The sequence below is a fragment of the Pararcticibacter amylolyticus genome, assembly GCF_003130405.1.
Taxonomy (GTDB): domain Bacteria; phylum Bacteroidota; class Bacteroidia; order Sphingobacteriales; family Sphingobacteriaceae; genus Arcticibacter; species Arcticibacter amylolyticus.
This window is the reverse complement of record NZ_QEAS01000004.1, coordinates 245964-265729: the sequence shown is the minus strand read 5'-3', so window position 1 is coordinate 265729 and position 19766 is coordinate 245964. Positions and strand designations below refer to the sequence as shown.

Annotated in this window: 17 protein-coding genes; 7 read left to right on the top strand and 10 right to left on the bottom strand. The window is 45.5% G+C overall.

All coding sequences use genetic code 11. From position 1 onward, the window contains the following. Window positions 1–56: 56 nt before the first annotated feature. Window positions 57–503 carry a GNAT family N-acetyltransferase gene (locus DDR33_RS06950; protein WP_109415046.1) on the bottom strand — a complete coding sequence of 149 codons (447 nt, stop codon included), beginning with the start codon at window positions 501–503 and terminating at the stop codon, window positions 57–59. A gap of 86 nt (window positions 504–589) precedes the next feature. Between DDR33_RS06950 and DDR33_RS06945 the strand changes: the two genes are divergently transcribed. After that, entirely contained in the window at window positions 590–2071 is a 1482-nt protein-coding gene (locus tag DDR33_RS06945) for an aminotransferase-like domain-containing protein (protein WP_109415045.1), read from the top strand. Window positions 2072–2137: 66 nt separating this feature from the next. After that, on the top strand, window positions 2138–3394 hold the full coding sequence (locus tag DDR33_RS06940) for an Hsp70 family protein (RefSeq protein ID WP_109415044.1): 1257 nt from the start codon (window positions 2138–2140) through the stop codon (window positions 3392–3394). 63 nt (window positions 3395–3457) lie between these two features. Here the strand turns inward: DDR33_RS06940 and DDR33_RS06935 are convergent, their stop codons facing one another. Next, window positions 3458–4909: a family 43 glycosylhydrolase gene (locus tag DDR33_RS06935; protein ID WP_109415043.1), complete on the bottom strand. Its 1452-nt coding sequence runs from the start codon at window positions 4907–4909 to the stop codon at window positions 3458–3460. 38 nt (window positions 4910–4947) lie between these two features. Then, window positions 4948–5676: a hypothetical protein gene (locus DDR33_RS06930; RefSeq protein WP_202913673.1), complete on the bottom strand. Its 729-nt coding sequence runs from the start codon at window positions 5674–5676 to the stop codon at window positions 4948–4950. A 374-nt stretch (window positions 5677–6050) separates the two neighbouring features. Here DDR33_RS06930 and DDR33_RS06925 point away from each other — a divergent pair, with 374 nt between their 5' ends. Next, complete coding sequence (locus tag DDR33_RS06925) at window positions 6051–7175, top strand: acyltransferase family protein (RefSeq protein ID WP_109415041.1); 1125 nt, start codon at window positions 6051–6053, stop codon at window positions 7173–7175. A 46-nt stretch (window positions 7176–7221) separates the two neighbouring features. On the opposite strand, the gene DDR33_RS06920 is transcribed toward DDR33_RS06925, so the two are convergent. The 5 genes from DDR33_RS06920 to DDR33_RS06900 all read right to left on the bottom strand — a co-directional run bounded on the left by DDR33_RS06920 (window position 7222) and on the right by DDR33_RS06900 (window position 14038). Continuing rightward, entirely contained in the window at window positions 7222–7455 is a 234-nt protein-coding gene (locus tag DDR33_RS06920) for a hypothetical protein (protein WP_146198717.1), read from the bottom strand. 15 nt (window positions 7456–7470) lie between these two features. Next, complete coding sequence (locus DDR33_RS06915; RefSeq protein ID WP_158280661.1) at window positions 7471–8745, bottom strand: TolC family protein; 1275 nt, start codon at window positions 8743–8745, stop codon at window positions 7471–7473. Between the two features lie 55 nt (window positions 8746–8800). Then, complete coding sequence (locus DDR33_RS06910; protein ID WP_202913672.1) at window positions 8801–11941, bottom strand: efflux RND transporter permease subunit; 3141 nt, start codon at window positions 11939–11941, stop codon at window positions 8801–8803. A 29-nt stretch (window positions 11942–11970) separates the two neighbouring features. Beyond that, on the bottom strand, window positions 11971–12999 hold the full coding sequence (locus tag DDR33_RS06905) for an efflux RND transporter periplasmic adaptor subunit (protein ID WP_109415038.1): 1029 nt from the start codon (window positions 12997–12999) through the stop codon (window positions 11971–11973). A 142-nt stretch (window positions 13000–13141) separates the two neighbouring features. Further along, on the bottom strand, window positions 13142–14038 hold the full coding sequence (locus tag DDR33_RS06900) for a helix-turn-helix domain-containing protein (protein WP_109415037.1): 897 nt from the start codon (window positions 14036–14038) through the stop codon (window positions 13142–13144). A gap of 63 nt (window positions 14039–14101) precedes the next feature. Between DDR33_RS06900 and DDR33_RS06895 the strand changes: the two genes are divergently transcribed. From DDR33_RS06895 to DDR33_RS06880, 4 genes are all read left to right on the top strand, one after another. Further along, the gene (locus DDR33_RS06895; RefSeq protein ID WP_109415036.1) at window positions 14102–15034 is read left to right on the top strand and encodes a helix-turn-helix domain-containing protein; all 933 of its coding nucleotides are present in this window, start codon (window positions 14102–14104) and stop codon (window positions 15032–15034) included. 65 nt (window positions 15035–15099) lie between these two features. Continuing rightward, the gene (locus DDR33_RS06890) at window positions 15100–15663 is read left to right on the top strand and encodes a TetR family transcriptional regulator (protein ID WP_109415035.1); all 564 of its coding nucleotides are present in this window, start codon (window positions 15100–15102) and stop codon (window positions 15661–15663) included. 28 nt (window positions 15664–15691) lie between these two features. Beyond that, complete coding sequence (locus tag DDR33_RS06885; RefSeq protein ID WP_109415034.1) at window positions 15692–16489, top strand: universal stress protein; 798 nt, start codon at window positions 15692–15694, stop codon at window positions 16487–16489. Between the two features lie 56 nt (window positions 16490–16545). Further along, window positions 16546–17742, top strand: a complete 1197-nt coding sequence (locus tag DDR33_RS06880) for a winged helix-turn-helix domain-containing protein (protein ID WP_109415033.1) — start codon at window positions 16546–16548, stop codon at window positions 17740–17742. Window positions 17743–17774: 32 nt separating this feature from the next. Here the strand turns inward: DDR33_RS06880 and DDR33_RS06875 are convergent, their stop codons facing one another. Both DDR33_RS06875 and DDR33_RS06870 read right to left on the bottom strand, forming a co-directional pair. After that, window positions 17775–18602 (bottom strand): 5'-nucleotidase, lipoprotein e(P4) family, encoded by an 828-nt coding sequence (locus tag DDR33_RS06875; RefSeq protein WP_109415032.1) that lies wholly within the window; start codon window positions 18600–18602, stop codon window positions 17775–17777. Then, window positions 18575–19766, bottom strand: a 1192-nt coding sequence (locus tag DDR33_RS06870) for an alkaline phosphatase family protein (RefSeq protein ID WP_109415111.1), incomplete at its 5' end; no start/stop codon positions are given. The genes DDR33_RS06870 and DDR33_RS06875, both read right to left, overlap by 28 nt.

The following is a 19766-nucleotide window of genomic DNA, read 5'->3' as shown; positions in this document are numbered from 1 at the left end:
TTTTCTCTAACTCGCCTTTAGTTAATAACATTTACCGGGCTTTTTTGCCGTTTTCGTTACTTCCACCAGTAGTAATAATTGTGCAGTCCGTCATATTCGAAACCACAGCGGGGATACAGTTGATTGCCTATATTGTTCGTCTTTTCGGTTTCCAGCATTAGTCCGCAAGCCCCTGTTTCATCACACCATTGTTTAGCGCGGTCGATTAATGCGACTGAAAGACCTTTACCTCTATAGTCAGGGTGGACGAACAAGTCGCTCAGCAACCACTGTTTTTGAAGCTTAATATAATGATACAGTTTGTATAGCTGGACAAATCCGGCTGGCTTTTCGTCTGCATATACCACAAATACATGTGACTGTTCATTATTCAGCCTTTCCTCCAGAAACTTTTTACATTTCCCGTAGTCATCTTCCTGACGGTAAAAGACCCGGTAAAGATTAAATAGTTCTGCTGCTGTGTCCAGATCTTTTAGTCCTGCTTGTCTGATGTTGTACTCCATACTGTAATTTTTTATTTGACACCTCAAAACTATGCATCAACAGGACTACCTTTGTAGTCCAACTTTAACATAAGAGGTAGTCCAGAATGTTGCCATACGAACATATCATACGTATAGACCGGGGAAGCAAAGTCCCTGTTTACAGCCAGATCGCCATTCAAATCATTCATGCGATCAGGAACGGGACATTAAAAGCGGGCACACACCTGCCGGGCAGCCGTGAATTAGCTAAAATATCGGGAGTGCATCGTAAGACCGTGATTGCGGCTTATGATGAATTAGACGCACAGGGCTGGATTACGATCTTTCCAAGAAAGTATGCTGCGATTTCAGGACATATTCCTTCTCTGAAACCTCAGACGTGGGGCAAAACCGAAGTACTCACACCTTACGATAATGATCTGGAAATACCTTTCAGAGTGATAGAGAAAAAAGAATTTTCCGAAAGCGAAAGTCCTGTGCCTGATATCATTATTGATGACGGACATCCGGATGTAAGACTCTCGCCTATAGACGATTTACTAAAAGCATACCGTTCTCTCACGTCCAAAAAGCACGCTATAAAAAATGCAAGCACCGGAACCACACAGGGAACGAAGGATCTCCGGGAGGAGCTGGTGAATTATCTGTCGGTGACAAGAGGATTAAACATTTCAGCCGGCAACCTATTGATTACCCATGGGGCACAAATGAGCATTTATCTGTCAGCACAATTGTTACTGGGACCTTCTTCAAACATTATTGTTGCCAAACCTAATTACCCGGTTGCCAACAGAGCCTTTGAGGAAAGCGGAGCAGCAATTATTGAGGTTGATATAGACGATAAGGGCATCAATACGGATGAGATTGAACAACATTGCCGGACAAAAAGAATTGATGCGGTGTATGTCATCCCGCATCATCATTATCCCACGACAGTTACGTTAAGTGCTGAAAGGCGTATGAAGCTGCTGGAGCTTTCCAGGCAGTTTTCATTTACTATTATCGAAGACGATTACGACTATGATTATCATTACACATCTTCTCCTTATCTGCCTTTGGCCAGCGCAAATCATACAGGCAATGTGATTTATACAGGCTCTTTCTCCAAAATCTTAGATCCTTCCCTGCGCATTGGCTTTATGGTAGCGCCGAAAAACTTCATTCAGCAGTGTACCGCTCTCAGAAAGATAATTGATGTGGGGGGTGACGGGTATATGCACAATGCGCTGGCTGCATTGATAAAAGAAAACGAATTGAAGAGGCATCTTAAGAAGGCGAAGAAATGCTACCATCAGCGAAGAGATTTCCTGGATGGCTTGCTGAAAGAAAAGTTAGGCAGGTATGTGTCTTATTGGTTGCCAACTGGAGGGATGGCGATCTGGGTAAAGCTCAATCCCGGTTTTTCTGTTACAAGACTTGCTGCAAATAGGCGTTTTAAAATAATCCGGTGGTGTGAGGAACAAAACGCATTCAGGTTTGGTTTCGCTTCGATGGACGAGACTGAGCTGGCACAGGCTGTTGATGCACTTAAAACGGGGTTGGAGATGAGCCATGATTTTTCTGAATCCGGATTGACTGGCTTTTAATTTTTTTTCATAGTTTCGCCGCCCGGTTTAACATTCCTGTTTGCTGTTTACATCCTGTTATTTCAGATGAAAAGATTTTTATACGGTATTGATTTCGGAACGACGAATTCAGCTTTGTCGATCTTCGACGAGGAAAGAGAAGAAATTGTTTCGACCATCATTGTACCCTCGCTTATTTATTTTCCCGAGGGCAAGGATGATGAATACGTTATCGGAGAAGAAGCGATATCGGCCTATCTTCAAGATGGCATGAGAGGGCGTTTTATTAAATCTGTGAAACAGGTTTTGTCAAGGAGCAGCTTTACAGAAACCCGTATTGGCAGAAAAAGGTACAATGCGCCTGCACTTGTAGCACTGATCCTGAAAGAGCTGAAATCAAGAGCAGACCTCATTACGGGATACAATTGCAGCAAGGCCATCATTGGCAGACCTGTATTTTTTAATGATGATGATACTCAAAAAGACACCCTGGCGCAGAGCCGGCTGGAAAAAGCAGCTGAGCTGGCTGGTTTTGAACATGTTCGTTTTCAGTTTGAGCCTATAGGTGCAGCCTTTGCTTACGAAAGGACCCTTCTTAAAAAGGAGACGGTGCTGGTAGCAGACCTGGGCGGGGGCACAACAGACTTTACGTGCATGGTGCTGGATCCCCGGAATGCCGGCAGGCGTGACCGTAAAGATGATTTTCTGGCCACAGGAGGAATTTATGTAGGAGGAGACAGTTTCGATTCGGCATTTATGTGGGAAAGAGGCACTCCCCATTTCGGTAAGAATACACAGTATCAGGCTGCCCCCGGTAAATATCTGACGGTGCCCAAATCGCTTTTTTCCAATATCTGCACCTGGGATAAGATGAATTTCTTCAATAGCATCCGCATAAAGAAGGAAATTGAAGACTATTATTACTTTTCGGATCATGATCCGAAATTTAAAAACCTCATTACCCTGATAGATGAAAACCTGGGCTATTCCGTTTTTCATGCTATTGAACAAACTAAGATCGGGCTGTCCAGCCTGGATTCTTCGCTTTTTACATACTCTAAGTCCGGTATTGAAATCAATGAAATGATTACGGTGGAAGAATATGAGAATATTATAAACCGGGATATTCTGAAGATCAGCGATTGTCTTGACGGGTTTTTGACAACCAGCAAAATAGATACAAAGGAAATTGACTGCCTGTTCCTGACCGGGGGGACATCCATGGTGCCTGCAATCAGGGATCTTTTTAAAACACGGTTTCCTGATATTCCTCTTAATTCTGGTGACAACTTTGTCAGCGTAGCTAAAGGATTAGCCTATAGCGGCTATCTTTTTGATGAATAAAGCAAACCGGCCATAGATTCCGGTCAAACAGAAAGGCGCCACGAACCAGGCGCCTTTCTGTTTTTAATGGGCCCTAAAGTTCCATTTACAATTGTCACTTTGCATATTAAATCCGGCAAGCGCCGGAGTGCTGTCGCCCGGCGAAACCAATACAAACTTCTGGCTGGAATTGGGAACTGATTTAGGCATTATCCTGTATGTACCATCTGTCAGCTGATCTATCCGCCATAATTGTTCCGCTGTACCGGTAAATTCGGGAACGGTTATCAGCCCTGCATCTGCTGTAGCAGCCAATGCCCGTCCGGTTCCCTCTATAACGATCTTGTAATATGGGCCGCCCAGATATCCGCCAGCTTCGGGAACAGCAGCGATTGTCCATTTTTGATGCGGCCGGAACATATAATCGCCTAGCCTGACATCGATATTGCCGGTTGGCCATGTTTTGATCACATCTTCCAGTTTTTGAGATGGAACCGGCTTTACCGGCTCATCGTTGTTGTGGTTGAAGCCGCGCATACCACCCGGCATCCTTACAAAATCAACCGCTAACTCCAGTGCATATCCCCTCCTCTCCGATTCAATTTCATACGTCCCTTCAACAAAGTTATCTCCGGCAACCGGCCAGCCGTTTTTCCAGAGCAGGGGCCTGATGCCCAACACGCTACGGCCGCTTCGATCCAGGTCGGCTTCATAGTGGCAGGACATTTTTTCGATTCCTTCTCCCAGAACGATGCGTCCGAAATGCCCGGGGCCGGTCACCCTCCCACCCGCAGCAACTACCATTTTGCCTCCGCCTTTTAACATATCTCTTCCCACATTATCGAGGTAAGGGCCGGTTATTTTTCTGGAGCGGCCAACCACGATATTGTAGGTTGAGTTAGCACCGTCACAGCACGTGCCATGAGTACCCAGAAGATAATACCAGCCGTCACGATACATCAGAGTGGTAGCTTCACAGTCGATCGCGATATTTACCGCCTCATTTCCTTCCACACGCTTTCCTGTTTTGGGATCCAGTTCTACAAGCCGGATAAACCCGAAATACGTTCCATACGACAGCCACAGACGGCCGTCTGTGGGATCCAGAAGAAGTCCGGGATCTATTGCATCACAATCCTCAACACCGTCTGATGATGCAACCACCACAGCCTCTGAATACATAAAATCAGGAGATTTAGGGTCGAGTGTTTTATTCCACATAGTCAGTATCCTACCATTATGTCCCCCTCCCAGGCCTCCGCCGGTTGCACCGTACGCTATAAGATAGCGGTCGCCGATCTTAAGTACATCAGGAGCAGCTCCGCCCCCGGGTCTTACCCCACCACTATTCCATGTCCAGCCATCTTCGGAGATCAATCCGCCAGAACCGGTACCGAAGGTATAATACTTTCCTCCGCATTCTATAATGGTTGAGGGATCGTGTATAAAAGGTTTTCCAACCTGTGATGTTGCAATTCCGGTTAAACAACATAATAACATGGCTGTTATACCGCTTATTTTAATGACTCTTTTCATAATCAATCAGCATTCAGATTCTAAAAGGACAGGCATTTTTATTCATAACTAATTGTGAGATCCTTTACAGGCTGTCCCTTTTCATCCAGAAAACGGACACAGAAATCACTCATTCCAGGGCCGTTTATAATGGCGCCTCTGATCACATTCTTTCCCCGGTTAAGAGTAAAGCTTTTGGAAACACAGTCATCCATTACCATCCGCCTGTCGCCTGAAAGGATCACCGCTTCTTTCCCGTTAAGCCACCACATCGACGCCGAGTTTGATCCGACAGCCATTCTCACATTTCTCAGCTCCCGGGTACTGTTTACGATGGTTGCTGTCCAGAAAAGTACGCCATAGGTTTCCTTCCCTAATCCATAAGCAAACCGGTAGAGTTTTACATTGAAATCTTTACTGTCCAGTGAATGCCACATCAGTTCCTGAGTACCGGCTTTTACCTTTTGACGGTCTTTTGGAAATACAGTAAACTGACCGGGGAAATACTCGGTTTCAAATGCCTTTCTGATATAGCTGTCGGTAAAGACAGTATTACTGCGATTGGGTTTGCTGATTGGCTCCAGGAGCAGCCAACGCTGAATGAAACCTTCAGGATCCGGTCTTTTTGCGGAAGATGCAGCGGGTGTAAAGTATCCTTCCAGGCTTCGGGCAGTGTCGCTTTTGACTTTACCATCCACATTGCTTCCTGAAGTGGCAGAGTATCCCTGTAAACCCGGGCCTCCGCAAATGAGAAAGCTTATTGCTAACAAATAAATTTGACGTCTCATGTTCATCGGAAATCTTTAAAGTGTTTATAATTAATGGTTACATTTATATTATTGCCGTCCTTATCGTCCATCCCGCATAAAGTTTAACATTGGAATTGTTTAGATATCATGGTTTACCTGGCCTGTCCGGCTCTGATTTATTTATACAACAATAGGTGATAAGCAGGAACAAGAATAGCAGTTTTGTCCAAATCCATAGGACATTTGTCATTGACTTTAAACATAAGTCACTTTTTCTACCCGCACCCGCAAATATTGGTTCCGGACACCCCATCCTGTCCCGAAGTTTGGCCGGGATGTTAAATTTAAATATCTTGGGGCTGTCGCCTGTTGAAGGTTCTTGTAGCAGAATTTTTCAACAGGACTGATACAAAATGAACATGAATAAAACAACTTTGCCTATTTTCCGAACAAAAGCACATTTCGAAATCCTCGACGGGCTAAGGGGCGTTGCAGCCCTTGCTGTTGTCACGTTTCATTTTATGGAATGGGCCTATACTGATTTTACTACCAACTTTATCGCACATGGATTTTTAGCTGTCGATTTCTTTTTCTGTCTTTCCGGTTTTGTCATTGGATACGCCTACGACGACCGCATTGCCAGAATGGGCGCCCTTGAGTTTTTCAAATCGAGGATCATCAGGCTTCATCCCCTGATCATAGCCGGATCTGTATTAGGACTTCTGGCATTTTTGTTCGACCCTTTCGGCGGGAATCCTGAGTTGTACAGTGCCGGTAAGGTCCTCCTGACATTCCTGTGCTCCATATTTCTCATTCCTCTCCCGATAATAGAAGACCGGGGATTTAACCTGTTTAGTTTCAATGCACCATCATGGTCGCTGTTTTGGGAATACGTTGCTAATATCGCGTACGCGTTTGTACTTTATAAGATCAGTCGCGGCTACCTGCGCCTGTTAACCATACTCGCGGCAGTGGCTATTTGCATGGTATGTTACCGTTCCGGCAATTTACTGGGGGGCTGGAGCGGGCCAACCTTTTGGGATGGAAGCGCCCGGATAGCCTATTCGTTTTTAGCAGGTCTGCTTGTTTTCCGCTCTAACTGGATCATCAAAAACAGGCTGGGATTTACCGGCTTAGCCATAATGCTGTTGCTTGCCTTCGTCATGCCCTTCACAGAGTGGAATTGGGTGACCGAGCCTCTTGTGGTACTGTTCTATTTCCCCTTACTGATCGCATTAGCAACAGGAGCAGCATTGGCTCCTGGTTTGAGAAAACTTTGTGTATTCTCGGGTAAAATCTCCTATCCATTGTACATGACGCATTATGCAGTATTATGGATGTTCGGTAACTATTACACAAGTCATCAGCCCGGCACTTTACAACTTACACTCATTATTATAGCAGGACTTATACTGCTGGTTGGTATGGCTTACCTGGTAATGGTTATATATGATATACCGGTTCGAAAGTATCTAAGCGACAAGCGGAACAAAGGGATTACAATACAAGATGCCGGCGGAGGTCGGCCGGAGTCCTGATGATCCATCAGAATTCCGGCTGACGGAAACTACCGCAAGAATTCCGTTATAACACTTCGCAATTAAATCCACTTTTTTTAACAACGGACATGACCTGCCCGATACCCGTGACGGGTATCTCAAAGCGAAGTACCTTATCACAATCATTCAGATCAATGCTGACCTTCGAATCCGGAAACATGTGTCTAAGGTTTGACAGAACGGCTTCAGCTTCATTGTTGTTGCCGATGTTTGTTTTAAATACAGCCACAATCGTGCTTTTGCTAACGAACCAGCTCATAAACATTCTATTAAGTTAATAATCGCCAATTGCCTTCTTATACCGGGCTTCATTGATGCGGTATCCTGCTTTTGCATCAATCAAATTCGAATAAGCTTGCTGCCAGAGCACCTGAGCTTCCAGTACATCCTTTCCTAAAACCGTTCCCGCATCGAACCTGTCCTGGTTGAGCCGCAGATTCTCTTCTGCCTGCTGCAAAGATTTTTGAGCAAGCGCTACCTGCTGTGCAGATTGGTTGAGAGACAGCCGGACATTTCTTATTTCTAACATTATCTGTTCTTTAGTTTCATCCAGTTCAATCTTTTGTGCATCAGTTTTAAACCTCTGCTCTACCACCTTCTGCTTTCTGCCGCCCCAGTCGAAAATAGGGATGCTCAGGGAAGCCATCCCTACAAACCCTTTCATATCATCTTTGCCTTTTGTCATATCAATGTTTCTGCCGAAGCTACCGTAGCCAATCCCTGAAAGTGCAATAACAGGTTTCCGGTCGCCGGCAAGCAGTTTCTCCTGAAGTTCATTAATCCGGACGGCCTTACTGAGCATATCAACCTCAGGTCGTCTTTCAAGGGCAGATATAGTCTCTTCCTTTAAAACCCCGTTGAAACCTCCCGGGATGTTATCCTGTACATCAAACTCGGATTCCCCCAGGCCTGTGAGCTGAGCGAGGCTGAGCTTTGCCATTGTAACTCCGTCACGGGCTTTAGTCAGGTTAAGCTCCGCCTCGTTTTGCTGTACATTCACTTTCAGTAAATCATTTTTATACGTTAAACCGGCGTCGTACGAATTCTTCAGATCTCTGCTCAATGTATCCAGCATCTGGATATATTTCTTAGCAAGTATAACCTTCTCTTTCGCATCCACCACTTGCCAGTAAGCTGTTTCCGTCTTCAGCAGAACTTCGTCTTCAGTAAGCTCCTTCCTTGCATTTTGCAGCCCCAAAGCGGCATCTGCAACTTTCCTTGCATTCTGTACCTTTCCTCCCGAGTAAAGTACCTGGGTAACCGTCAGTGAAGCATTTCCCATCACTTCGGGCAAAAATGCGGTAAGTGGTTCGGTGAAATAGAATCCCCCCAGTGAACCATCCAAAGTTGGTTTTCCCAGTGCGTAAGCCGAGGCCTTCCCAGCCCGCGCAGCTTCAATCTCTTTCTGAGCTTTTTTCAGATTCCTGTTATTTTCCAGTGCCAGTGACCTTGCTTTCTCAGGAGAGAGCACCAGGTCCTGTGCACCGGCACGATATACCGTACATGTCAATACCACCAGCAGCAGAGGCAATAACTCTATTTTTTTCATTCTCTTTAACTTCTTTTCTGTAAGTCCCCGTAAAATTTTCGCTTTATCATCATCGCTAATGAGCATTAACGGGCCTGTATAATACGTCATCATCACCATCGGGTTGTGCAGTTGGTGCTTCACCTGGTTCAACTGGCCGTTTTAATAATTTGTAATACATCACCGGTACCACAAAAAGCGTCAGTATCATGGAAAATATAAGACCAAAAGCCAGCACACTGCCCAAAGGCGCCCATAATGGCGACTTGCTGATAATCATCGGAACAACACCAACTGCCGCCGCAGCCGAAGTGAGGAAGATCGGGCGCATCCTGCGCTTCGCTGCGGCAATAGCAGCTGATTTGTGTGTATAGCCATGATCCCGGATCAGTTCGTCGGCATAATCAACCAGAATGATCCCGTTACGTACTACTATTCCGATCAGGCTGATGATCCCCATAAATGCTGTCATGCCAAGAGGGTTACCGGTAACAAGCAAGCCAAGGAAAGCACCGAACAGGCTCAGCAGGAATGTACATAGTATGATCAATGCTTTTCCGGGGCCTTTGAACTGAAATAAGAGGGTAAGGAAAATAAGTATCAGGCTTACGCTGAGAGACAGTCCCATTCCCGGTGCGTTCTCCGCACTCGACTCCGCATCACCGCCATATTGGATGGTTACCCCCTTGGGCAATTCAAGCGCATCGATTTCTGGTTTAACTTCTTTCAGTATGCGGGAAGGTTTAATTCCCAGTTGAGCCTCTGAGAATACGCTCAGTAACTTCAATCCGTTACGCCTCGCAATCATCCCGGTGTGCCATTCCGGCTGCAGTGAAGCAACTTCACTAAGCTGGATCTTCTGCCCGTATATGGAGGTGATATGCAGTTTCAGCAGCGCATTCACGTCCTTTCTGCTAACCGAATCATAACGAAGGAAGATATCTACAGGCTTATCTCCTTCCCATAAGGTTGACACAGAATAGCCCTTAAGTCCGGCTCCCAGAGTCTGAGTAATCGCCTGGTTGCTGATGCCCAGCCGGCTTGCTTTGACCGGATCGATATTGAGTTTAATGCCCATGTAGTCGTACTCACTTCCGAGGCGAACCAGGTTCGTCCCTTCGGCTTTTTCCAGGATCTTCTTTATCTTTAAGGCTACTTTCTTCTGGTCAGCTTCGCTTTCGCTGAGCACCCTTACATCGATAGGAGAACCTTCCTGAAAACTGATCTGCTTTATTTTGACATATCCATCCGCCATAAATCCTTTGAGTTTATCAAGGTATTCTGTGGCCATCTCCGCAGTAGCATCATTCCCGGTTGTGGTTATAAATATCTGGGCAAAATGCTTCTTTGGTGCCTCCGGTGCATAGGTGGTATGAAAACGCGGTGAGCTCATACCCACAAAGCTGGTAATGTCAACCACCCGTTGATCTCTTTTCAGTATCTCTTCCAGTTCTTTTACCTTCGATTCTGTTTTCTCAAGGCTGGCCCCGTTAGGCATCCAGATTTCCATGTTGAACTGGTTGCGTTCGAGTGTCGGGAAGAATTCGTTGTTCACCCGCGTGGCAATAAACAATGCAGAGAGCACCGAAAGCAGTCCAAGTGCCATCGTTGTACGAGGCCAGCGGAAGGCCCTGGTAATGGCGTAATCAAAGCCCCCCTGCAGGTAGTCCAGCATGCTTTTCCGTGGCGGACGTTCGCTGATCTTATGTTTTAATCCCTTCTTAATGAAGACATAGCAGGTATATGGCGTAAACAAGAGGGCAATGAGCATGGATACAACCAGTGCAACCGCAACGGTAACAGGAAGTGAAAACATGAAGTCCTTAGCAATACCGTCCATAAAGAGCGCCAGCGGAAGAAAAGCAAAGATAATGGCCAGCGTAGCGGTAAATATCGGGATCATCAGCTGCTTGGCAGCCTGCCAGGCGGCGGTCCAGGGCTCAATATGCTCATCAAGCTTCTCGATATAATTATCGACCACAACAATTGCATTGTCCACCACCATCCCCAGTACAATGATCAATGCCGCCAATGTTACCTGGTGTAATTCCAGCCCGATTATCTGCATGAGCCCGAACGTGATAATAATTGAGATGGGCGCTGCCGCCGACGCCACTGCTGCAACCCGGAAAGGCAGCAGCAACATCACAACAAGCACTACGGAAGCGATTGCAAGCCCGAACTCTTTCATGAAATGGCTGATGCTATCGGAAACAGCTTCGGGCTGATTTACAATAGTTTTAATTTTTACATCCGGCGGAAATGTCTTCTGCACCGACGCAATTTTTTCCTGCACTTCTTCGCCGAATGCTACTATATTGTTGCCAGGCTGCATATCAATGGTCAGCACCATTGCCTTTTCCTCTCCCATCCTGACAAATGAGGAACGTTCTTCAAACCTTCGTTCAAGCGAAGCAACATCTCTAAGGTGCACTACGGTACCTGCAGGTGTTGTGTAGACGATCTGACCGGCGATTGCCGCTTCATCCCTGTAACGGCTATTGGTATAAACCGGAATAATGTTACTGGAACCAGGGGAAAGTTCGCCCGAGTAGCCGGTAATGTTTTGCTGCTGTAATACCCTCATCAGCGTGCTGACGTCGAAGCCAAACTGCTTTAATTTCCGGTCGTCTATTTTTACATAGATCTGTTGTCTTTGAGCCCCGGACCGGTTAATCTTAGATACCGTAGGTATCACTTTTAATCCGTCTTCAAGTTTGTCCAGGTATTGTTCAATTTCGGCATATGACCGTTCTTTAGAGGATACTGAAACAATAAGAGCCGTTACATCAGCAAAATTACTGTTCACAAAAGGACCGATTACACCAGACGGAAGTTTAGAACGCAGGTTCGCATCCATATCCAGCTGCAGTGTATGCCAGAACTTTTTACGGTCTTTAACATCGGTGTTGATTTCGACCGTCAGGAAAACCTGGCCTTCCCTGGTCTCCGACTTCGTTTTTCTCTTTTTAATCTCCTCGAAGGAGAAAAGGTATTGTTCGATTTTCTTTGTAACCTCCTCTTCCACCTGGTGTTCATCTGCGCCCGGATATAAAGCATATACTGCCGCGACAGGCATGTCTATACGAGGATTTTCGCTCCGGGGCATATTTAACAAGGAGCTCACACCCAATATCATCAAAAGTACAACCAGCACAATAACCACCTGCTTGTGCGTCATAGCGGCTTCCAGAAAGTGCGTTTTTCTGTTCGTCATGTTTAAATAAGTTATCGGGGCTTAAATAATTAGAATTGAACCGGCGAGCCGTCCTCCAGATTAGTCTGGCCGGACACGATAAGCTTGTCGCCTTTCTGCAATCCGCTGCTAACTACTACATTGCTGCTGCCTGTTAACGTCGTAAGATTTACCCTTTTTCTGAATGCCGTGTTTCCGTCTTTTACTACAAATACATAATTGATGTTGTCGGAATCGCGGATAAGTGCCTGTGCTGGTATAATAATAGCATCAGTATTTTTTCCTGTACGGATCTTTATATCGGCCAGCATACCCGGCAACAGCCTGCCGCCGGGATTATCGAGCCTGATTTTTACCGTGTAAGTTCTGGAGTAATCATCACCCTGGGGGTTGATAATTGTAACCTCTCCGCGGATTTCTTTACCGAGTGATGGAACCGACACATCTGCAGCGGCTCCTATTTTCAGCAAAGCTATTTCATTCTCTGTAATGGAGGCCGTAGCATAAACATTATCTGTTTTCACGATGGTGAATGCAGGAGTGCCAGGCCCTACTATGGCGCCTGTCTCTGTAAGCTTCCTGGTAACGATTCCTGAAAACGATGCATAAAGACGTGTATCCCTCAGGTTTTTAGCGGCAGTTTCACTGTTCGCTTTTGCCTGTGTCAGGGCCACTTTTGCGGCAATATAATCCCGCTCGGGAAGACTCTTCTTTTGGTATAGCTGATCGAGCCGCTTAAAATTATCCCTGGCCTGCTCAAGGGCGGCATTCGACACCGCGAGATTGTTTTGATAGGTATTCTGCTCAATTGTTGCCAGCAACTGCCCTTTCTGAACATGCTGTCCCTCTTGTACTGTGACCGATGTCACCCTGCCTGGTACGCTAAAGCCCATGGACACAGAGTTGTCGGGTTCAATGCTCCCGCTATAGGTTAGCACCTGCGGTTGTGCCGAAACTGTCACCTCACTGACAGTAACTTTGTTTGTTACGGCTGGTTTTTCATTTGCGGTTTTGCTATCGGTTCCGCAACTACAGAAAGCCAGTACAGCTATCCCCAAAAAAATGTTTTTGTTCAACATATACCTGTGTTATAAATTATTGCCAGGAAGATCTGCATCCTGCGCTGAGCTGCAAATTTCAGTTAAAGGGACTGCAGGAGGTAGAGCTGCATTCGGAGAGTTTTGGTCTAAATCCGCACGAAAATCATAAGATGGGAGATCATCAGTGGTTTTGGTTACGGAAAGCATTGGGAGATACTTTCATTTTCTTTTTAAAATACTTCCCAAAGAACGACTGGTCACTAAAATTCAGAATTTCGGCGATGCGGCCAATCGAAAGGTTATGGTCCATGAGCAGGTCTCTTGCTTCCATGACTACAGCCTCCTCAATTACCTCGCGGGCAGTCAGATCAGAAGCTTGTTTTATTACCCTGGTAAGGTAATCAGGCGTCACACATAGCTTATCCGCGTAGAACTGCACATCGCGTTCTTTCCTCGCATGCACTTTCAAATGCTTCAAAAACTGGTCGATCAGGATTTTCTTACGGGAAGTTTTTAAATCAAGTTTTTCAATCTCCTCCCTGACAATTCCCATGAGTTCAAGAGCCAGCACATTAAAAAAATGCATGATCCGTTCCTTCCTGTAGTATTTCTCCTGGCCGCGGTTAAGCCGGTAAAGATGTTCTATCAATTGGATAAAAAGGTCGCGCTTCGGTGCGGGAAGATGGAAAACTGTTATTTTTTTTTCTGCAAACAGGCGCAGGACATTGACATCGCTGTAGTTCTGAATGTTTTTAAGTGCAAATTCGTCGGTAAAACTAACAGAAACACATTGTACATCTTCGATGACCTCCATTACCTGAAGGATGGATTGAGAATCAAGGAAAACTATATCGTTGACCCCGGCTATATACGTTTTAAGATCAATCTGTATTTTAACTCTTCCACGGGTAAAAATCAATATACCAGTGTTCTCACTGCGAAACGGGTAAGGGAAAGGATTGTGAGATATCACCTGCTGCCGGAAATACACATGAAGGCCGCCATCCTGTTCTTCCTCTTCCAGAACATTCAGTATTTCCTTAATAGTAAGGTGGCGTATTTCCGATTTTTTGGTCAATTACCCTATTTATTTATTGGGAGATAAAGATAAAAACTAATTTTGCCTATTTAGAGCAAGTTTTTGAAAAAGCAGATACAGGTATTAAAGCACTCTTCTCTCCGCGACAGCCCGGCCGCGAGTGCTTTTGTGTTCGACTATCTTTCCATTATTAATGGCCCGGTATTCGTCCCCGGCACACCTGCGGGCTTCACTATATCTAAAAGTTTCAGGTCTGACTTCTTTACGATAGCGAGGGTGATCTCCGGGAAAATGAAGATCAGTATTGACATGAAGGAGTATGAAATGCTGCCTGGAGGAGTATTCATATCAGTACCTTACAGTCTGAAGCAAATTTCGGAAGCGGAACCGGACTGCCGCATAAGCGGCATCAGTTTCACATTCAGGATGTTTACAGACCTTCTTATCAATGAAAAGATCTATGACGTTATCGAGTTTTTCAATTCGAAGAACTTCAGTCCCCTGATGTTGGATGACCATGAAACTCAACTATATGACAAGCTTATCTCTTCCATTACGGAACGGGCAGTCAAATTAGCCTCGCATGTCTATGGGCGGGAATTGCTGGCGAACAGTATAGCAGATTTTCTGTTTGAGCTGGGAGCCATTTCCCGTGTAAAGCTTGATATAACTTCCCTGAACTACGGAAGAAAAGAAGATCTGGTGATGCGTTTTAGCCGGATGGCCATGCAATATCATACGCAACAGCGCAATCTCGCATTCTACAGCGACAGGTTATTTGTCACCAGCAAACATCTTTCAGAAACAGTAAAGGAACTTACTGGAAAAACGGCAAGTCAGATCATCCATGAGCTGGATATAACAGAAGCCAAAAGATTTTTAATTGAGACAGATTTAAGTATCTCAGAAATCTCCTATGAGTTGAATTTCAGCTCGCCAGCTTTTTTCAGCAAATTCTTCACCCGGCTTTCCGGCGAATCACCAAAGGATTACCGGAAGCACTCGTTCCTTCGGCCAGCCAGGCAAGAACCGTAAAACAGACAAATTATTCCGCGTTTAGTAGAATTCTGACAGACTTTTCTTCAGCAATTTTGCGGAACATGAGAAAAGAGCAGCTACTTAGTTCGATCACCTCCAGAATATCCTATTTTGGAATAGCGAAGACAACGATTGAAGATATCGCCGCAGGTGCAGGAGTTTCAGTAGCTGCTCTTTATTATTACTTTCCAGGTAAAGACGCCGCTGTTCTGGCTGCTCTTGCCTCACCCGCAGCCGAGTACTTTAAAACTCTGACAGAAAAAATCCCGCGGCGTTCGCTTTCAATGAATAAAGCATTGAATCTCGCGTTACGTGCACGAATGAAATTTTTGAGGAACTGTTGTTGGTTTGATTACCTCCATCCTGCTTCAATAAACAGCGCATCTCCGGATATCCTTTGTTTCAGAAACTATTTTATCAAAGAGGAGCGATTAGCGTTTGTGCAGTTATTGTCAAAAGATCACGATTTAACCATAAGAAGAGGTAATCAGTATACGGCTCTCGCTTCAGAATTTATTTCCGGAATCGATAGCCTCGCAACGTGTGATTGTACCGCTGATGCCAGCGACATTTTAAAGCGGCAGCAATTGTTCGCTGAAGAATTCCTTAACAGGAACCCGGAATAACATCTAAAGTAAGAGTAAACAGGAAAATATGACTACTATTATAGCGGCTACAGATTATTCATTCGATGGAAATAATGCTGTAAAATATGCTGCCGGATTAGCGGCGCAACTTAAAGCGGGACTTGTACTCTTTAATGCTTATATTATACCTGTTCATGCTTCTAATACGCTCCTGCCAGCCCATACAGTTGAAATGATGCAGGAGGAAAACAGGCAGCATCTCGCAAAATTCGCAAGGGGAATTGCTGACCAATATAAGATCAGTGTATTCACGGAAGTGGCGTTCGGGAATTTTAAGGATGAACTGGATTCAGTTTATAAAAAGTATGATGCTGCGATGGTTGTGATGGGTATGAGCGGGAGATCATTAGGTCAAAAGCTCTTTGGCAACACCACAACCAGTCTGATAGCCTCTGCCAGCTATCCTGTTTTGTCGGTTCCCAAAGGTGCAGCTTTCAAAAAGATTGAGAAAGTGCTTTTTGCCTGCGATTGTTCCAGGGAATACCAGGCACATACTCAGGAAGCACTAAAACAAGTGGTACAACAATTACACGCCAGTGTTGAAATTTTCAATGTTGAAGCCGATACGCCTTCAGCCAATCAATTGCTTAAGCTTGCAGATGAAGGATTACTGGAATTTAAGACCGTACATGGATTACATATTGTCAGACGTATCCGTACTGAAATAAAAGAAAGCGGAGCAGACCTGCTCGTAATGGTTCCGCAAAAATATTCTTTCTGGGAATCAGTTGTGCATGTAAGCAAAACGGGAATAATGGCATCTCAAAGTACGGTTCCACTCCTGTCGGTCCCCGACTGGAATTAGTACTGCGATAAGGTCCCATTATTTGATCCGAACAATCTTTGGGTTATTTTAGCACAATGGAACCCGTTATCCTTACTAAATTACAAGCACGTAAGATCATCCTGAATGCTGCCGGCCTGGCGCGGAAGGCACAGTTTGGGACAGGAATCGAGGCTGTTTACAGGCTCATTCATCATTTTGGTTTTGTACAGCTGGACACGAATTTCGTAGTGGAACGCGCGCATCACCATGTGATGGCGGCACGGATACCGGATTATCAAACAGAATGGCTGGCAGAGCTTTGCGACGACGGCCGTGTCTTTGAATATTTTTTTTCTGATGCCGGATATCTGCCAATGAGTGATTTCCGCTATTCACTTCCTGTTAAGGAGAGCTTCGCGGCCAATGCAAAGCCGATGATTCCGGCACAGATGCGGCTGATGAAAAATGTGCTTGAACGCATAGAGCGGGAAGGTCCGCTGATGGTTGGTGATTTCGAGTACGACAGAGAGCAGGCAAGTTCGGGTTGGTGGGATTGGCGGCCGGCCAAAGTGGCGCTTGAGCGGCTGTATCTGGATGGTAAACTAATGATTAGCCGCAACAAAGCTTTTCATAAGATATACGACCTGCCCCTCAATCTGATACCACCGGACACTGATCAGTCTGCCCCAACCAGGGAGGAATTTGCACGCTATGTGATCCGCCGGACACTTGGTGTGCTGGGAATAGCATACGCGAAGGATCTGGCCTGGCGTGGACGACGGGTAAAAGGGAACTCCATTAAGGATGAACTGGAAAAAATGGTGGCAAGCGGCGAAGTACGAACAGTGATGGTCGAAGGGCTCAGGGGACCGTATTTATATATGTTAGCGGGTCAGGAAACAGACATCGTACTGTCCGACGAAGTTTTTATACTTTCTCCCTTTGATATACTCAACGTCTTTCGTCACCGGCTGAAAGAGTTTTTTGATTTCGATTACCAGATTGAATGTTTTGTGCCTGCTGCTAAGCGAAAATACGGGTACTTCTCATTGCCGGTACTTGCAAACGGCTCTTTTATTGCCCGAATGGACGCAAAAGCCGACCGTAAAAGAAAATTGCTGATCGTCCACAACCTTCATTTTGAACCAGGCGGTCTTGATCAGCCTGTTATCGGGAAATTTATCACTTCTTTGAAGTCATTTGTCCTGTTCAACCAGTGCAGGGACATTGAATTCAGAAAATCTAACAACGAGGCTTACCTGGAAATGATCAGCAAGGGTTTTTCCAGGTAAGCCCCACCGCGGCATACCTATGATTAAGAGACCTATTTAAGCAAATTCGTTAGGATATCATTTTTCTGATCGGTTGATTTTTCGTCTTTCCCATATAAAACATCCTCCCAGGTACCATACATCGCATTAGGAAAAACAATAAAGCGGTCTCCATAGTCGCCTGCTCTTTTGCGCGCCTGCTCTGTTCTCAGTGACGGATCTTTCTCGTCAAAATCCCTGTCAAAATCACCCAGATTGTCGCCCAGCAAGAGAATCACCTCATGACTTTTACTGATCCCCTGCCGTCTTTTTTCCTTACTGGAAGTACCTCCATCCATCAGGAACAGGTGTTCATTATCCGTATCCGGTAAATCAAACTGCTTCAGGTTCGCAAGAGTGGCCTGCCTTTCCTCAGCGAAACGGTTGGTGACGTAAAAAACAGATACACCGAGTTCCTTTGCCCGTTTCAGGAAGCGAACAGCCCCGGGAAGAGTATCGCATTTGCGCTGAGCTGTCCATGCGATCCAGGAAGAGTCGCTGTAAGTCAATCCTTTTTTTGCCTGGCTAACAAAATAGGGGCTGTTATCGAGGACTGTTTCATCTATATCGGTAATGATCGCTTTGGGTAAGGCAGAATGCTGCTTTACTTTTTGCTCGAGGCGCAGGCTGGCTATATTGTATGCCTGGTAACACAACGCCCGGTACTCACCCGACTGCTGTTGGTAAAGTGCAGCCCATGCCGGACCGCCGGGCAGCAGTGAGGATTTGTTTTCCTCTGTCTTGTTATGACCCTGTCCACATCCTATAGTGAACACTACCGGAAATAAAATTCCCAAAAACAGAAATCGCCTGATCATTTCTTGCCCTCCAGAATTATCCATTTGTTTAAGGTGTTTTCAGGAGCTTCAAGCACGATCTTGTAAAACTCAGAGGGGTAATCTTTAACGCTGATCCAGGCGTGCTGGTCTTTGACCGGCACCTCACCTATCAAACGGTATGTATCCGGTTTCCCAATCTTGAAATCATTTGTTCCGGCCAGCCATACCTTTACTTTCCCTTCAGGCTCAATTGCCTTCCATGTGATATCTATATTTCCCTGAACAAAATTCACCATAGGAACAGCGATCGAAACCTTACCTATCAATGGCGTACCATCAAGTTCGCGTTTAACATCTAAAGGTACATCGATATTCATGAACCGGTTGATGGTAGGCATAATATCAACAATCGCTGGCTGGTAGCGGGTGGCATAGGTATTCAAGGGACGATAATTGGTCACCATCCAGGTGGTACGCTGCCGCGGCGATTGCCCCCCATGCCCCTTTCCGGTTCTTTCATCCCTGCCATGATCGGTTGTAATAACAAACAGCCAGTTTTCCTTAAATTGCTTTTTACGATATTCAATTGCGTCGTTTAGTTTCCCGATCTGAGCGTCAAGCATTTTAACAGCTGCTTCAAACTCCGGACTATCGCCGTGCAGATGTCCCATATCGTCGGTATATTCCAGGTATACCCATGACAGGTCCGGCGCATTTTTTCTGATGGTTGAAGCCGCATCCTGTATCACCTGTTCATCAATCAGATGCATATAGTGGCGTCCCCGGTCGTGTTTAAACCTTACAGTATCCAGTTCATACCCATCATAATGCCAGTCGACCTCCACATTACCTGCCTGGGGCAAACGGTGGCCAAGAAGCTTGGTGCGGTTGTCCTGCCAGCTTGAAAAGATTGCAGTTTTTTTTGAAGGATATTGCGCTTTGAACAGCCTGAAAATATTCTGGTAATTATAATTCGGCGCCTTTATATCGTTATCCGGAACATTGTGTTTGTTTACCCAGGTGCCGGTAAGAAGACTGTTATAGCCAACAGCCGAGATGGTAGGAGTTTGATTGTAGGTCGTGGCGTCCCCTCCTACATACATCCGGGTATAGCTGCCAGTTGCTATCACTTTTTTTATATTTGGCAGATCCATACGCTCCAGGACATCGGCGGGTATACCATCAGCGATCACAAAAACCGTTTTATTTTTGGTTTGCGCGGAGGCT

Excerpts from the sequence above, each read along its gene's own strand:
- DDR33_RS06880 (WP_109415033.1), top strand. The coding sequence starts at position 16,546 with ATGGAACCCGTTATCCTTACTAAATTACAAGCACGTAAGATCATCCTG.
- DDR33_RS06920 (WP_146198717.1), bottom strand. The coding sequence starts at position 7,455 with ATGAGCTGGTTCGTTAGCAAAAGCACGATTGTGGCTGTATTTAAAACA.
- DDR33_RS06950 (WP_109415046.1), bottom strand. The coding sequence starts at position 503 with ATGGAGTACAACATCAGACAAGCAGGACTAAAAGATCTGGACACAGCA.
- DDR33_RS06910 (WP_202913672.1), bottom strand. The coding sequence starts at position 11,941 with ATGACGAACAGAAAAACGCACTTTCTGGAAGCCGCTATGACGCACAAG.
- DDR33_RS06935 (WP_109415043.1), bottom strand. The coding sequence starts at position 4,909 with ATGAAAAGAGTCATTAAAATAAGCGGTATAACAGCCATGTTATTATGT.
- DDR33_RS06925 (WP_109415041.1), top strand. The coding sequence starts at position 6,051 with ATGAACATGAATAAAACAACTTTGCCTATTTTCCGAACAAAAGCACAT.
- DDR33_RS06940 (WP_109415044.1), top strand. The coding sequence starts at position 2,138 with ATGAAAAGATTTTTATACGGTATTGATTTCGGAACGACGAATTCAGCT.
- DDR33_RS06875 (WP_109415032.1), bottom strand. The coding sequence starts at position 18,602 with ATGGATAATTCTGGAGGGCAAGAAATGATCAGGCGATTTCTGTTTTTG.
- DDR33_RS06915 (WP_158280661.1), bottom strand. The coding sequence starts at position 8,745 with ATGAAAAAAATAGAGTTATTGCCTCTGCTGCTGGTGGTATTGACATGT.
- DDR33_RS06890 (WP_109415035.1), top strand. The coding sequence starts at position 15,100 with ATGAGAAAAGAGCAGCTACTTAGTTCGATCACCTCCAGAATATCCTAT.
- DDR33_RS06930 (WP_202913673.1), bottom strand. The coding sequence starts at position 5,676 with ATGAGACGTCAAATTTATTTGTTAGCAATAAGCTTTCTCATTTGCGGA.
- DDR33_RS06905 (WP_109415038.1), bottom strand. The coding sequence starts at position 12,999 with ATGTTGAACAAAAACATTTTTTTGGGGATAGCTGTACTGGCTTTCTGT.
- DDR33_RS06885 (WP_109415034.1), top strand. The coding sequence starts at position 15,692 with ATGACTACTATTATAGCGGCTACAGATTATTCATTCGATGGAAATAAT.
- DDR33_RS06945 (WP_109415045.1), top strand. The coding sequence starts at position 590 with ATGTTGCCATACGAACATATCATACGTATAGACCGGGGAAGCAAAGTC.